15 protein-coding genes are annotated in these 14,944 nt (G+C 65.8%); 11 read left to right on the top strand and 4 right to left on the bottom strand.

Features of this window, described 5'->3' with window-relative positions:
- Positions 1 to 55: 55 nt before the first annotated feature.
- From gshB to A6B35_RS04220, 3 genes are all read right to left on the bottom strand, one after another.
- Entirely contained in the window at positions 56 to 997 is a 942-nt protein-coding gene (gene gshB / locus A6B35_RS04230; protein ID WP_006205385.1) for a glutathione synthase, read from the bottom strand.
- 69 nt (positions 998 to 1,066) lie between these two features.
- Positions 1,067 to 1,441, bottom strand: coding sequence for a GtrA family protein (locus A6B35_RS04225; RefSeq protein ID WP_006205384.1), 375 nt, complete (start codon positions 1,439 to 1,441; stop codon positions 1,067 to 1,069).
- 4 nt (positions 1,442 to 1,445) lie between these two features.
- Entirely contained in the window at positions 1,446 to 2,456 is a 1,011-nt protein-coding gene (locus tag A6B35_RS04220; RefSeq protein WP_006205383.1) for a glycosyltransferase, read from the bottom strand.
- A gap of 130 nt (positions 2,457 to 2,586) precedes the next feature.
- On the opposite strand from A6B35_RS04220, the gene A6B35_RS04215 reads away from it, so the two are divergent.
- The 11 genes from A6B35_RS04215 (at position 2,587) to A6B35_RS04165 (ending at position 14,173) form a co-directional block, all read left to right on the top strand.
- A complete protein-coding gene (locus A6B35_RS04215) occupies positions 2,587 to 4,386 on the top strand; it encodes a hypothetical protein (protein ID WP_006205382.1) in 1,800 nt (599 codons plus the stop codon).
- Positions 4,387 to 4,524: 138 nt separating this feature from the next.
- A complete protein-coding gene (locus A6B35_RS04210) occupies positions 4,525 to 5,874 on the top strand; it encodes a putative bifunctional diguanylate cyclase/phosphodiesterase (RefSeq protein ID WP_006205381.1) in 1,350 nt (449 codons plus the stop codon).
- 154 nt (positions 5,875 to 6,028) lie between these two features.
- On the top strand, positions 6,029 to 6,796 hold the full coding sequence (locus A6B35_RS04205) for an SDR family NAD(P)-dependent oxidoreductase (protein ID WP_006205380.1): 768 nt from the start codon (positions 6,029 to 6,031) through the stop codon (positions 6,794 to 6,796).
- Between the two features lie 44 nt (positions 6,797 to 6,840).
- Positions 6,841 to 7,737, top strand: a complete 897-nt coding sequence (locus A6B35_RS04200) for a 2-dehydro-3-deoxygalactonokinase (protein WP_244426055.1) — start codon at positions 6,841 to 6,843, stop codon at positions 7,735 to 7,737.
- Positions 7,734 to 8,375, top strand: coding sequence for a 2-dehydro-3-deoxy-6-phosphogalactonate aldolase (locus A6B35_RS04195; protein WP_006205378.1), 642 nt, complete (start codon positions 7,734 to 7,736; stop codon positions 8,373 to 8,375). The genes A6B35_RS04200 and A6B35_RS04195 overlap by 4 nt, the downstream gene beginning before the upstream one ends.
- Positions 8,375 to 9,253, top strand: coding sequence for an SMP-30/gluconolactonase/LRE family protein (locus A6B35_RS04190; protein ID WP_006205377.1), 879 nt, complete (start codon positions 8,375 to 8,377; stop codon positions 9,251 to 9,253). Before A6B35_RS04195 ends, A6B35_RS04190 begins: the two co-directional genes overlap by 1 nt.
- 108 nt (positions 9,254 to 9,361) lie before the next feature.
- A complete protein-coding gene (locus A6B35_RS04185; RefSeq protein WP_006205376.1) occupies positions 9,362 to 10,429 on the top strand; it encodes a D-alanine--D-alanine ligase family protein in 1,068 nt (355 codons plus the stop codon).
- A gap of 113 nt (positions 10,430 to 10,542) precedes the next feature.
- Positions 10,543 to 11,799, top strand: coding sequence for a low temperature requirement protein A (locus A6B35_RS04180; protein WP_006205375.1), 1,257 nt, complete (start codon positions 10,543 to 10,545; stop codon positions 11,797 to 11,799).
- A gap of 275 nt (positions 11,800 to 12,074) precedes the next feature.
- Positions 12,075 to 12,443 carry a YciI family protein gene (locus A6B35_RS04175; protein WP_040583746.1) on the top strand — a complete coding sequence of 123 codons (369 nt, stop codon included), beginning with the start codon at positions 12,075 to 12,077 and terminating at the stop codon, positions 12,441 to 12,443.
- Positions 12,444 to 12,560: 117 nt separating this feature from the next.
- Complete coding sequence (locus A6B35_RS04170; protein ID WP_040583745.1) at positions 12,561 to 12,914, top strand: YciI family protein; 354 nt, start codon at positions 12,561 to 12,563, stop codon at positions 12,912 to 12,914.
- A complete protein-coding gene (locus A6B35_RS04165) occupies positions 12,914 to 14,173 on the top strand; it encodes an RNA polymerase sigma factor (RefSeq protein ID WP_006205372.1) in 1,260 nt (419 codons plus the stop codon). The genes A6B35_RS04170 and A6B35_RS04165 overlap by 1 nt, the downstream gene beginning before the upstream one ends.
- A 16-nt stretch (positions 14,174 to 14,189) precedes the next feature.
- On the opposite strand, the gene A6B35_RS04160 is transcribed toward A6B35_RS04165, so the two are convergent.
- Positions 14,190 to 14,816: a glutathione S-transferase family protein gene (locus A6B35_RS04160; RefSeq protein WP_006205371.1), complete on the bottom strand. Its 627-nt coding sequence runs from the start codon at positions 14,814 to 14,816 to the stop codon at positions 14,190 to 14,192.
- Positions 14,817 to 14,944 lie beyond the last annotated feature (128 nt).

The following is a 14,944-nucleotide window of genomic DNA, read 5'->3' as shown; positions in this document are numbered from 1 at the left end:
AGGACTTGCGTAAAAACAAGGAGTTAGCGGATCGCCGAGGCGCAGTTACGTGGAACTATCGCCTCTTGTCCTCGACGCAATCCCAGAACAGGCCGGCAATATCCGCGCCGCCGAAGCGCTGCACCTCGCGCACGCCGGTCGGCGAGGTCACGTTGATCTCGGTCATGTAATCGCCGATGACGTCGATGCCGACGAGGATGAAGCCGCGCTCCTTCAGCGACGGGCCGATGCGGGCGCAGATCTCGCGCTCGCGCTCGGTCAGCTCGGTCTTCTCGGCGCGGCCGCCGACATGCATGTTGGAACGCGAATCGTGCTCGGCCGGCACGCGGTTGATGGCGCCCACCGGTTCGCCGTCGATCAGGATGATGCGCTTGTCGCCCTTGCGCACGTCCTTCAAATAGCGCTGCACGATATAGGGCTCGCGGAACATCTGGCCGAACATCTCGAGCAGCGAGGCGAGGTTGCGGTCGGCCTCGTGCAAATGGAAGATGCCGGCACCGCCATTGCCGTAGAGCGGCTTGACGATGATGTCGCCGAACTCCTTGCGGAAGGCGGCAACCTCCATGGGATCCTTGGTGATCAGCGTTTCCGGCATCAGGTCCGGGAATTCGGTGACGAAGATCTTTTCCGGGCTGTTGCGCACCCAGGCCGGGTCGTTGACGACCAGCGTCTTCGGGTGGATGCGCTCGAGGATGTGCGTGGTGGTGATGTAATTCATGTCGAAGGGCGGATCCTGGCGCAGCAGGATGACGTCCATCTCCGACAGGTCGGTGCGCACCTTCTCGCCCAGCGAATAGTGGTTGCCCTTTTCGTCGCGGAGCTGCATTTCCTCGACGCGGGCAAACACCTTGCCGTCGCGCATCGACAGCCGGTCGGGCGTGTAGTGGAACAGCTGGTGGCCGCGCCGCTGCGCCTCCAGCGACAGCGCAAACGACGTGTCGCCGGCGATTGACACCGTCGAGACATGGTCCATCTGGACGGCGATTTTCAAGGGCATCTTGGGTCTCCGGCGCGATCCTTGTCGCCGATATAAGGAACTCGGCGGCTTCTGCCAATCAGCCAGAGCCTATCGGTCGAAGACCAGGCGGGAATAGCCGAGGAAGGAAAGCGCCATGGCGACCAGCGAGGCGATAGAGAGCGCCGCCAGCGGTGGCATCGCCGGCAGGGCAAACAGGATCGCGCAATAGACGACATAGTTGATGATGCTGGTGGCGATGCCGACGCCGCCATAGCGCGCGCCCTCTGTCGCGATGCCGCGGCTCGACGGCGAGAAGGTCAAATGGCGGTTGAACTGCCAGGTGATGATCAGCGCAAAGCCGATCGAAAGAACGCGGGCGACAAGCGGCCCAAGCGGCGTAACGGCCAGCAGCAGCCATAATGCCGCCGCGTCGGCGACGAAACCGACGCCGCCGGCCAGAATGAAGCGGAAGAGACGGCTCACGCTTCTACGCCGCCCGGGGAGTCTTGCCCGGTGAGGGTTTCAGGGCAGTCTGCTCAGCGACCCGTTCACGCCGTTCGACGCGGCCGGACGGCATCGACAGATAGAAGATGCGCTTTTGTTCGGCGCGGCCGCGCGATACCGAATCGAGGATCAGCCCGGTCACAACCGAAAGCATCGACAGAAGCAGCAGTCCGACGGACAGCACCCAGGTCGGCATGCGCGGCACCAGGCCGGTTTCGGCGAATTCGATCAGCACCGGCGTCATCAGAAACAGGCTCGCGCCCAGGAAGAACACGGCAAAGGCGCCGAAGAAGCGCAGCGGCTGCGTCTCCTTCATCAGCATGGCGAACATCCACAGGATCCTGGCGCCGTCGCGATAGGTCGACAGTTTCGACGACGAGCCCTCCGGCCGGCGGCCATAATCAAGCGCGATCTCGCTGACCGGCAGCTTGAGCTGCGAGGCATGCACCGACATTTCGGTCTCGATCTCGAAGCCGCCGGACACGGCAGGGAAGCTCTTGACGAAACGCCGGGTGAAGACGCGGTAGCCGGAGAAGATGTCGGTGAAATCCGAACCGAACAACCGCTTGTAGAGGCTGTTGAAGATGCGGTTGCCAAAGGCATGGCCGGAGCGGCCGGCGTCGTCGGTGACGCCGCGCCTGGTGCCCACCACCATGTCGCAGCGCTCGGTCAAGAGCGTGTTGATCAGCTGCGGCGCGTCCTCCGGCGCGTAGGTGCCGTCGCCGTCGGCCATCAGATAGATGTCGGCCTCGATGTCGGCGAACATGCGCCGCACGACATTGCCCTTGCCCTGGCGCGGCTCGCGGATGACGGTGGCGCCGGCCGCGCGGGCTCGCAGCGCCGTCAGATCGCGCGAATTGTTGTCGTAGACATAGATCGCGGCCGAAGGCAGCGCCTCGCGAAACCGCCGCACCACCTCGGCGATCGTCGGCTCCTCATTGTAGCAAGGCAGGAGCACGGCAATATCGGGCTCGTGGCGGACTTCATGCGGCATTTTCGTCTCCGGATGCCATCTGAGGCCCCGGCCGCGCGCAAAACGCCGGCCTCGCTCAGGCGGCTTTACTATTTATTGAAGCCGTTAAGGCTAGGTTTAAGCCGCATTCCTTCCGACAAAGGTCATAACGATGAGCTCAGGCAAGGCCGGCGCTTCCTCCTGGAAGTCCGATTTGATGCTGGCGCTGCTTGCCATGCTGGTGGCGCTGGCCGTCAATGCCGGCACCGGCTTTCGCGAACTGACCGATGCCGGCGGCGACAATGACAATCTGCTGCGCCTGGTCGAGGTCCGCGACCTGCTGGGCGGCCAGGGCTGGTTCGACCTGCACCAGTACCGGATGGGGCTGGAAGGCGGCTTCGTCATGCATTGGTCGCGGCTGGTCGACACGCCAATCGCCGCCATAATCCTTGCCGTGCAGGCTTTGACCGGCAGCACCGCTCTTGCCGAGGATGTCGCGCAGATTGCCTGGCCGTCGCTGCTGTTCTTTCTGACCGTGTTCTTCACCACTCGCGCGGCACGCAATGTCGCCGGCGAGAGTGCTGTTTTGCCGTCCGTCGTCGTCGGCGCGGCGGCGTATCATTTCATCGGCATCTATTCGACGGGGGCGCTCGATCATCACAACGTCCAGCTGATGCTGACCATGGCAAGCCTCTGCCTGCTGCTGGAGGCGCCGGTGCGGCGGATGGCGGCGCTTTTTTCCGGACTTTGCGCCGCGCTGACGCTCGCCGTCGGCATGGAAACCGTCCCTTATGTCGCCACTATCGGCGTCTCGGTTGCATTGCTTTTTGCCGTCGACAGGTCGGGCGAGAGCCGGATCGCCCGGGATTTCGGCCTCGGTTTTGCCGGTGTCTCGGCCTTGGTCTTCATTGCCACCATCCCTTTCTCGGCATGGGGCCAGGCGCAATGCGATGCCTTCTCGACCGTGCAGTTCGTCGTGGCGGCACTTGCCGGAACCGGCCTGGCAGTCATCGCCTCGATCGATGCCGCCGGTCGCAGCTGGCAACGGCGTCTCGTGTCGCTCGCCCTGCTTGCTGCCGTCATCGCCGCGGTCGTCGTGTCGCTGTTCCCGCAATGCCTGGCGGCTCCCTATGCCAATCTCGATCCGCGCCTCAAGGAATTGTGGCTCGATCACATCGACGAGGCCCAGTCGCTGTTCACGCTTCTCGCCCATGCGCCGGCCCGCGTCGCGGCCCGCTACGCCACGCCGCTGGTGGCCATCGTGCTGATGGCGATCAGCTTTAGCCGCGGCAACTGGCGGCGGCAGGAAAGCCTCGTGGCCGCGCTGCTGGTCGTTGCTTTCGTCGTCAGCGCCTGGCAGGTGCGTGGCTCGACATTCTCGATCGCCTTCGCCGTCATCCCGCTCTCGGCCTGGATCGCCAAATGGCGCCAGCGTGCCGAGGTCAGCCCGTCACGCGGCGTTGTGCTGCGCATGGCCGCAGCCTGGCTGATCTCGGTGAACGCCGTCTGGACCGGTGCCGCGGCGGCAACCTCGGTGGCGCTCGAATCCAAGAACACTGTGGCGGACGACAGCGAGACCGACAAGCTGTGCTACCGCATGGCGACCTTTGCGCCGCTCGGCCACATGCCTGATACCACTGTGCTGGCGATCTCCAATCTCGGCGCGCCGATCCTGGCCTATTCGGGACATCGCGTGTTCGCCGGGCCCTATCATCGCAACATCGCCGGCAACCTCTTGGCGCTCGATGCCTTCCTGGGGCCTGCCGACAATGCGCGCAAGATCGTTGCGGATCATCGCGTCGGCCTGGTCGCGCTTTGCCGCGGCAGCACCGAAAGCGAGCTTCTGACCGAGAAGGCGCCGCAAGGCTTTCTCGCCGGGCTGATGCACGGCAGCGTGCCGGATTGGCTCGAGCTTGTGGCGGAGACCAAGGGAGCCCCGATCGAACTCTATCGTGTCCGGCAAGGCGCCTGAGGGCATCCGCCCCTGAAAAGTCGGACAATTCATACGATCGACCTTTTTCAGCCGGCGAAAAATCGATTTCGCGATACGTTTCCTAAACGGTTTGCTGCCAGTCTGCGCCTGAATTCAGAGGTGCAAACAGGAACACCGATGCAAACGACGTTTGGCACCGGGCAGGCAGCCAAGGAAAACACCGATCTGGCCTTCACGGATGCGTTGACCGGGCTTGGCAATCATCGCCGCTTCTTCGACAAGGTCGACCGCCTGATCAGCGATCGGTCCGAGGATCCGGCGCCTTTCACCGTGGGCATCCTCGACCTCGACGGCTTCAAGCCGATCAACGATTTGTTCGGCCACAAGGCCGGCGACGACATCCTGATCCAGGTGGCAATGCGGCTGCGCGCGTCGATGGACTGCTACTCCACGGTTTGCCGCATCGGCGCCGACGAGTTCGCCTATCTCTATCCGATGGTGTTCAGCGAGGAGGCGGCGGCGGAAAAGTCGCGCATGCTGATCGAGATCCTTTCGGCGCCCTATGATGTCGGCGAACGCACGGCGAGGCTTTCGGCCTCGGTCGGCTGCTCGCTGTTCTACTCCGGCGACGAGACCACCGAGATCCTCGTCAACAAGGCCGAAACCGCGCTCTACCATGCCAAGCGCTCGGGCCGTGGCCGGGTTGTCGTCTACACCCGCGAGATGGAGGAAGCCGCCAAGCGCGTCACCCGTATCGAGCAGGCGCTGCGCCGTGCCGTTTCAGCCGGCGAGGTGGAGCCGCATTTCCAGCCCATCGTCGATCTCACCACTCGCCGCACCATCGGCTTCGAGACACTGGCGCGCTGGACCGATCGCGACCTCGGCATGGTGCCGCCGAGCGTCTTCATCCCGATCGCCGAGGAACGCGGCATCATCGGCCCGCTGTCGCAGCTGGTGCTGCGCAAGGCCACCGAGGCCGCCCGCAGCTGGCCGAGCGATCTGTTCCTGTCCTTCAACCTGTCGCCGTCGCAGCTTGTCGACCAGAACACCGGCCTGCACATATTGGCAATCCTCGACCGCACCGGGTTCGATCCGCGCCGACTGGAGATCGAGATCACCGAAACCGGCCTGATGAACGATCCGGCCTCGGCTGAGAAGATCGTCGAGGATCTGCGCCGCGTCGGCATCCGCGTTTCGCTCGACGATTTCGGCACCGGCCAGTCCTCGCTCGGACGCCTGCGCGAGTTCCATTTCGACAAGCTCAAGATCGACCGCGCCTTCGTCTCCTCCATCCTCGACGACCGGCCGTCGGAACACATCATCCGCGCCATTCTCGCCATGTGCGAGGGGCTCGGCATGGACGTGGTCGCCGAAGGCATCGAGGAAGAGGCGCAGGCCGACCGCCTCGTCCAGTTCGGCTGTGCCGGTGGGCAGGGCTATCTGTTCGGCAGGCCGGTCGATGCCGACGCCACGCTCGGCTATCTGCGCGATTCCTATCGCGGTGCCTTGCGCGCCAAGGCGATCTGAGGACGTTTGCCGCCGACGCTTCGCCTATCCGGCGGCCCCGGTGAGGGCACTCCCTCCATTTTGTCAGACATAAGCGCTGGAATCTGCTTTTTCGCCCTTGCCCGCAGGAGAGCGCTGGCTAGGATGCGCGCCGTCCATAGCGGAGAGAAAAAACATGATGCCATCGGCGCGTTTCGCCGACCTTGAAGACGCCTCGGTGCTGATCACCGGCGGCGGCTCCGGCATCGGTGCCGCGCTGACCGAAGGCTTCTCCCGGCAGGGCGCGAAGGTCGCCTTCATCGACATCGCCGATGGCCCGAGCACGGCACTTGCCGATCGCATCGAAAACGAGCTTGGCCGCCGGCCGCTTTATCTCAAGACCGACCTGCGTGACGTCGAGGCGCTGCGGGCCTCAGCCGCCAAAGCGGCCGCGGCGCATGGCGATGTCACCGTGCTGATCAACAACGCCGCGCTCGACGATCGCCACGCCGTCGAGGACGTGACCGTCGAGTTCTGGGACAACAACCACGCGGTCAATCTGCGCCCGCATTTCTTCACCGCGCAAGCGGTGGCGCCGGGCATGAAGCGAGCCGGCGGCGGCTCGATCATCAATTTCACCTCGACCTCCTATCTGATCAACCACCCGGACATGCCGGCCTATACGGCCGCCAAGGCCGGTATCCTCGGCCTCACCAAGGGGCTCGCCGGCAAGCTCGGCGCCGACCGCATCCGCGTCAACGCGCTGGCGCCCGGCTGGGTGATCACCGAACGGCAGAAGGAGCTCTGGGTCACCGAGCAGGGGCTCGCCGCCCATGTCGCCAAGCAGTGCATCAAGGAGGTCATGCAGCCCGACGACATCGTCGGCACGGTGCTGTTCCTGGCGTCCGACGCCTCGCGCATGCTGACCGCCCAGATGCTGATCGTCGATGGAGGTTTCCTGTGAGCGCGCTACCCGCGGTCGCTGCCGTCGACTGGGGCACGACCCGCATGCGGGTCTGGCTGATCGATGATACAGGCAAGGTCCTCGCCGAGCGTCGCGGCGACGACGGGCTGATCACTGCGCAGCAGAAAGGCTTTTCCACCATCCTAGAAGGCCATCTGGCGGCTCTCGGCGCACCGGCGGCGCTGCCGGTCATCGTCTGCGGCATGGCCGGCTCCCGCCAGGGTTGGCTCGAGGCGCCCTATGTCACCGTGCCGGCGCCGATCGGCGCCATCCTTGCCGGCGCTATCAGTATTCCCGACCAGCAGCGGGATATCCGTATCGTGCCTGGCCTCGCCCAGCGTCTCACTGACGCGCCCGACGTCATGCGCGGCGAGGAGACCCAGCTTGCCGGTTCCGGTTTGCCGGCAAAGGGTCGCCATCTTGTCTGCATGCCGGGCACGCATTCGAAATGGGTCCTGGTCGAGGACGGCGCGGTTGCCGGCTTCGGCACCTGGCCGACCGGCGAACTGTTCTCGGTGCTGGCGGGGCACTCGATCCTGCGCCATTCGCTGGGCGAGCAGCCGAAGCCCGTCGTGCCGGACAATCCGTTCTTCCAGGAGTGGTGCCGCAGGGCGCTGGCCGAAGGCGGCGATGTCACCTCGAAACTGTTTTCGATCCGCGCCGCCGGTCTGCTTCAAGACCTGCAACCCGACGATGCCGCTGCCTGCCTGTCCGGCCTGCTGATCGGCGGCGAGATCGCCTCGGCAAAACGCCGCTATGGCGCGGGTGCAGCACCCATCGTGCTGGTCGCCTCCGGCGCGCTTGCCACGCTCTATGGAGCAGCACTCCGCCTTGCCGGACTCGCCGTAAGGGCTGTCGACGCCGACGAGGCGGTGCGGGCCGGCCTGATCGAGGCCGCGCGCGAAAACGGCATGATCGCCAGAAGTGGAGTTACAGCGTGACCCGGACCGCACCGTTCCCCAAGCTCAAGCGCGGCCTGGTCGCCATTCTGCGCGGGTTGAAGCCCGAAGAGGCAGTGGCCATCGGCACGGCGGTCTTCGAAGCGGGCATCGAGGCGATCGAGGTCCCGCTCAATTCGCCGGATCCGTTTTCCTCGATCGCCGGCATTGCCGGAGCGCTTCCGGCCACCGCGCTGGTCGGCGCCGGCACGGTGCTGACAGCGGCCGATGTCGACGGCCTGCACAGGGCCGGCGGCAGGCTGCTGGTCAGCCCCAACATCGACGCCGATGTGATGCGCCGCGCCATGCACCACGGCATGGTGACGATGCCTGGCGTCTTCACGCCGACCGAAGCCTTCCAGGCCATCCGGCTCGGCGCCTCGGCTCTCAAATTCTTTCCGGCCAGCGTGCTCGGTGCGGGCGGCATCTCGGCCGTGCGCGCGGTGCTGCCGGGAGACACGCTGATCGGTGCCGTCGGCGGCGTCTCGGAAAAAGATTTTGCCGGCTATAAAGCGGTTGGCGTCACCGTCTTCGGCCTCGGCTCCAGCCTGTTCAAGCCGGGCATGCGCGTCGACGAGGTGACAACCCGCGCCCGAGCCGCTGTGGTGGCATGGGACATGGCTTTCGGGGGAGAGGCCTGATGGACAATGGCGTTTCGGTTTTCTCGGACCACATCTGCCAGCTCGGCGAAGGCCCGAGCTACGACCCCACCACTGACAATCTGTTCTGGTTCGATATCGTCAATGGCCTGCTGTTGGAGAAGGGCGTTGCCTCCGGCGCGCAGAAGATCCATGCGCTTGGCCTGATGGCCAGCGCCATCGCCATCATCGACGACCAGCGTCAGCTGATCGCCACCGAAACCGGCCTGCATATCCGCGATGTCGCGACCGGCAGGTTGACGCTGCACACGCCGATCGAGGCCGACAATCCGCTCACGCGCTCCAACGATTCGCGCGTCCATCCCTGCGGCGCCTTCTGGGTCGGCACGATGGGCAAGGGCGAAGAAAAAGGCGCAGGCTCGATCTACTGGTTCTTCAAAGGCGAGCTGCGCCGGCTGTATTCCGACATCACCGTGTCGAATTCGATCTGCTTTTCAGAGGACGGGACGGTCGCCTATTACACCGACACCGGCACCGGGCTGCTGATGCGCGTCGCCTGTGACCCGGCGACCGGTCTGCCCGCCGGCGAGCCGAAGGTCTTCGTCGACCATCGCTCGGCCAAGGGCTATGTCGACGGCTCCGTCGTCGACCGCGACGGCGTGCTGTGGAACGCGGTCTGGGGCGGCAAGGCGGTCAAGGCCTATGCGCCCGACGGCACGCTGCTGCGCGAGGTTTCGATGCCGGTGACACAGCCCTCTTGCCCCGCCTTTGTCGGCGCGAAGGCCGACCGGCTGGCGGTGACCTCAGCGTGGAAGGGCAAGGACGACAAGCAGCGCAAGCTCGACCCGCAGGCCGGCATGACCTTCCTTATCGATGTTCCCGTCAACGGCCGCTTCGAGCCGCGCGTGCTGATCGCCTGAATCTCCTGATCGGAAGACGCTGTCACGCAACCGTCCGGAGCGGTCGGTTTCGCGAAAGCCGATGGCAGGCGCCATGCGAAGGTGGGGCGCATTGCCGGGAGTTGATCGATGTCGAGCCGCCAACCGAAACTGATCCTCGTCCACGAGCCGGAAAAGGCCTGTTTTGACCGGCTGGTCGCCGACGGCTTTGCAGCGGCGCGCGCCGCCGAGATATCGTCCTATCTGGCGCAGTCGACCGATCTCGCTCGCGAATTCGATGCGCTTGCCGCCGCCTGCGACAAACGCGGCCTCGCCTTCGCGTTGGTGGCGCTCGACGATGCGGCAGGCGTGCTCGCCGGAGCCGGTCCGGGCACCACGCTGGTATGGACGCTGACCGACGGCATTGCCTATTTCCGCGGCGGCGCGGTCCCCGCGCTGGCGCGGCTGAACGGCCTGGGGACGATCGGCGCCGACGATGCGCTGTTCGCGCTCTGCCAGGACAAGTTCCGCTCCGGTGCCGTGCTCGCCGCGCTTGGCCTGCCGGTGCCGCAGGCCGGCCTGGCGCGCGACGGAAGCTGGCTGGTCGAGCCGCCGGCCTCGGCGACCGGCTGGTTCGTCAAGCCGAACCGACTCGGCGCCAAGATCGGCATCTGGCCGGAGTCCCGCTGCCATGATCTCGGCCACGCGCTGGAGCTTAGCCGGCGTGTTTTCGCCGCCTATCGCGACGATGTCGTCGTCCAGCCCTATGTCTCCGGCCGCAATGCGCGCGCCAGTTTCCTTGGCCTGAAGCCGGGAACCGGCGTCGAGGCGCTCGGCATCGCCTTTGTCGATTCAGGCGGCGATTTCCAGACCATGGAAGACAGTCTGGCGCTCTATGGCGAGACCGGCGAGGCGGCGAAGGCGACAGGACGCTATGCCGAACCGGTGCTTGTCCCGGTCGCAGCCAGCCAGCCGGGAGCCGACGCGAAAATCCGCCGCATCGCCGAGAGGCTGACCGTTGGGCTTGGCCTGCGCGATGTGTTTTCCATCGATTTCAGGATCGGGGCCGACGACCGCGTCCATCTCATCGAGTTCGAGGTCTGTCCTGGCTTGCCCTGCTTCGATTTCCGCGAGTATTGCCGCCAGCAATGGGGCTTGAGCCTGGCTGACGCCATGGCCGAGACGGCAGTGAGCCGATTGCCTGGCCAGACCGTTTAAACGGCACGGCGCTGCAGACCCGCTGGGCTTGGTAGCGTGCGGCCGGCTGCGCGCCTTGACGCTTTCTGCCTTGTCTCTAGTGTCGGTCGACGAGGCCCAACGAAGAGCGCGCGATGAATACCACGCCCGTCAGTTCCGAGACGCTCCACCATCATGTCAGGCGCATGACGGGACGCCATCCGCATGAGGAGCATCGCGTCGCGACCCCGCTCGAACTTCTGTTCGATCTGACTTTCGTAATAGCTTTCGGCCTTGCCTCATCCCAGTTCGCGCATGCACTGGCTGAGGGCCACTATGCGGCAGCCCTGCTGGGCTTCGGCTTCGCAAGCTTCGCCATCTGCTGGGCCTGGGTCAATTTCTCGTGGTTCTCCTCGGCCTACGACACCGACGACTGGATTTTCCGCCTTGTCACCATGGTGCAGATGATTGGCGTGCTGGTGCTGGCAATCGGCCTGCCGCGCATGTTCGCCTCGATCGAGCACGGCGAGCACCTCGACAATTCGGTCATGGTGCTTGGCTACGTCATCATGCGCGTCGCCATGGTGTTCCAGTGGCTACGCGCGGCCAGGCAGGATCCCGTCCGCCGTCGCGCCTGCCTGACCTATGCCACAGCCATCTCGGTGGCCCAGCTCGGCTGGGTGGTGCAGATCCTCATCGATTTCTCGGTCGGCGTGAGCCTCATACTCGCCTGCATCCTCGCATTGATCGAATTGGCGGGGCCGGTGATCGCCGAACGCAGGGATGGCGGCACGCCCTGGCATGCCCATCATATCGCCGAGCGCCACAGCCTGTTCGCCATCATCGCGCTGGGCGAGGGGGTCGTCGGCACGCTCGCGTCGCTGTCGGCCGTGGTCGAGGAGCAGGGCTGGACCATGGATGCGGCTCTGGTCTGCGTCGCCGGCACCGGCCTGACCTTCGGCATGTGGTGGGTCTATTACATACTGCCTTCAGCCCGGATACTTCACGCCCATCGCGATCGCTCATTCGTCTGGGGCTACGGGCAGATGCTGATCGTGACCGCCATCGTTGCGACCGGCGCCGGACTCCACGTTGCGGCCTATTTCATCGAGCACAAGGCTCACATCGGCCCGGTTGCGACGCTGCTTACCGCCGCCATACCCGTGGGTATCTACCTGGGGCTGATCTATGCGCTCTACTACTACCTTGTTCCGCGCTTCGATCCGTTTCACATCTGGCTGCTGCTCGCGACCGCCGCGGTCGTCGCGCTCGCCGTTTTCGCCGCGCTTGCCGGCGTCGACATGGCGGTCTGCCTTATCATTCTCATGCTAGCACCGGCCGTGACTGTCGTCGGCTACGAAGCGCTCGGACACCGCCACCAGACGGAAGCGCTCGCAAGCGACGAGCACTGAGGCCATTCGGACCTGGACGTCGAAGGTTCGGGATCATGGTCTGGCGCACGATTCCAGCACGATCGTGTCGCCAGCCGCCTTGCCAAAACCGGCTTCCACTTTTTGGGATCATGGTCTGGGATGAACGGTTGAGTGATGCCACGGTGGGCGCCCGCTTGCGCAGGATGCGACCAAGGCCGAAAGATTTTTCCGGAACCTGTCGAAATCGGCCGAGACCGCACGACATTGGGTCGGTCCGCAACGGAGTGGGCCGTTCGAAAAAGCGGGAGAAGACCATGCGATACATGCTTTTGATCTACAATGACGAAGCCGCGACGGCGAATGCGTCGCGCGAGAGGACCGAGCAGATCCTCGCGGCCTATGGCGCCTATACCGAAGCGTTGAAGACATCCGGCGCATGGCTGGCCGGCGACCGGCTGCGCCCGACCCAGGCGGGCGCCTCGGTGCGGATGGCGGACGGCAAGACCAACGTGCTCGATGGCCCCTATGCCGACACCAAGGAGCAACTTGCCGGCTTCTACATGATCGAAGCGATGGACTTCGACACGGCCAAGAAATGGGCTGGACGCTGTCCGGCAGCCAGCACCGGCACGGTCGAGGTGCGCCCGATCTGGGAAATGACCGACTACCTGTCTGAGAAATGATCGAAACGCCGTGACGAGGCCGAAAGGATTTTCGCGGCGCCTGTCGAAATCGAGCAAGACCACGCGACATAGGGTCGGCCAGCAACGAAGCGGCCTTCGAGAAAACGGGAGAAGACCATGCGATACATGCTTTTGATCTACGTCAACGAAGCCGCGATGGCGGCCGCGCCGACCGAGACGACCTACGAGATCAGCGCGGCCTACGGCGCCTATACCGATGCGCTGAAGAAGTCCGGCGCCTGGCTCGCCGGCGACCGGCTGAAGCCGACCCAGGCCGCCACTTCGGTGCGGATGGCCAATGGCAAGACCAACGTGCTCGACGGTCCCTATGCCGACACCAAGGAGCAGCTCGCCGGCTTCTACATGATCGAGGCCGAGGACGCCGACGCCGCGATCGCCTGGGCGGCGCGCTGCCCCGCCGCCAGCGCCGGCACGGTCGAGCTGCGGCCGATCTGGGAACAGACCATGTGATGGAAAATGGCCTGGAGATCGCGCGGGCGGCGGCGGAAGCGGCCGCCCGGCAGAGCTACGGCAAGCTGGTCGCCTGGCTCGCCGCTCGCACGCGCGATGTCGCCGGCGCCGAGGACGCGCTGGCCGATGCCTTCGCGGCGGCGCTGGAGCGCTGGCCAAAGGCCGGCGTGCCAGACCGGCCGGAAGCCTGGCTGCTTGCGGTGGCACGGCGGCGCCGGGTCGACGCGATCCGGCGGCGGCTGACCGGCGAGGCGGCCCGCGACCATCTCAGGCTGGTCGCCGAGGAAATGGAGGCGAGCATGAATGACGAGGAGCTGCCCGACGAGCGTCTGCGGCTGATGTTTGCCTGCGCCCATCCGGCGATCGAACCCGGCGTGCGGGCGCCGCTGATCCTGCAGACCATCCTCGGCTTCGACGCGGCGACGATCGCCTCGGCATTTCTGGTCTCGCCGGCAACGATGAGCCAGCGCCTGGTGCGCGCCAAGAGCCGCATCCGCGAGACCGGCATTCCCTTCCGCGTGCCCGAACGGGCCGAGCTTGGCGGGCGGCTCGACGCGGTGTTGGAAGCGATCTATGCGGCCTTCGCGGAAGGCTGGTCCGATCCGGCCGGCACCGAGACGCAGCGGCGCAACCTCGCCACCGAAGGCATCTGGCTCGGCCGGCTGCTGGCCTCGCTGATGCCGGAGGAACCCGAAGCGCTGGGCCTGCTTTCGCTGATGCTGTTCGCCGAGGCCCGCCGCGCGGCGCGGCGCAGCCCCGAAGGCGATTTCGTGCCGCTTGCCGAACAGGACATCGCGCTGTGGGATGACATGCTGATCGACGAGGCGGAAGCGCTGCTCGGGCGTGCCGCGGCCAAGGCGGTGATCGGCCGCTACCAGCTCGAGGCCGCCGTGCAATCGGCGCATACGGCGCGGCGGCGGAGCGGCCGCACCGACTGGGCGGCGATCCGCCAGCTCTACGACGCCCTGCTGGCGATTGCCGGCTCGCCAGTGGTGGCGATCAACCGCGCCGTGGCGATTGCCGAGGCCGAGGGCGCCGCGGCGGGACTGGCAGCACTATACGTGCTGGGTGACGACAAGCGGCTTGCCGACTACCAGCCCTATTGGGCGGCGCGCGCGGGCCTGCTGGCCAGGCTCGGCAACACCAGCCAGGCCGCCGAGGCCTACGACCGGGCGATCGGCCTGGAACGTGACCCTGCCGTGCGACGCTTCCTGCAGCAACGGCGCGCGGGGCTGGGCGATGGCGCGACGAAGGGCTGAGCCCTTCGCGCGTTGCTCAGGCCGGCCACATGTCGTGCGCAGCGTTCAGCTTCCGCATCAACTCATGATCGCGCAATCTGGCCCACAGCCGCTCGATATCAGGCCAGGCGGCGCGAGCCTTCTCGACCTCGGGGTGCCAGGCCACCAGCATGATGAGATAGATATCGGCCACCGAAAGCCGCTCGCCAACCAGCCAGTCGCGGCCAGCAAGAGCCTTGTCTAGGATAGCAAAGCCGCGATCCATCTCGGCGACCGCTGCCTGCTTCACTGCTTTCACCCCCTCCGCGTCGACCGTGTAGCGATGGGCGTAGTAGAGCCGCAGCATCGCCGGATAGACCGCCGCCGACATGAACGCCATCCAGCGCAGGAAGTCGGCGCGGGCGGGCGAACCGGCGGCCGGCGCCAGGCCCGCCTCCGGGTGGCGCTCGGCGAGCAGGATGCAGATCGCCGCCGATTCGGTGATCGAGCTGCCGTCCGGCAAGGTCAGCACCGGAACCTGGTTCAGAGGGCTGATGTCGAGGAAGACCGGATCGGGCGGGTCCTGCTTCGGCACGTCGATCCGGTCGAACGGAGCGCCGGCCAAGGCAAGTGCTGCCTCCGCAACGAAACCGCCGCTGCCGGGGCGTGTATAGAGCTTGTACATGAGGTCCCTCCGCCAGCCCGAATCTGGCCGGCGGCGATTTGAGCCGGAAGCAGGGGCCGGCTCAAGCCGGCCGAGACCGCCACAGGTGTTTTTTCAGCGGTCCAGCGACAAAGGCCCGCGCCGGCCGG

Origin of the sequence: Mesorhizobium amorphae CCNWGS0123 (assembly GCF_001686985.1) — a bacterium.
GTDB classification, from domain to species: Bacteria; Pseudomonadota; Alphaproteobacteria; order Rhizobiales; family Rhizobiaceae; genus Mesorhizobium; species Mesorhizobium amorphae.
The sequence above is the reverse complement of the archived record's forward strand: the minus strand, read 5'-3'. Positions and strand labels throughout refer to the sequence as shown.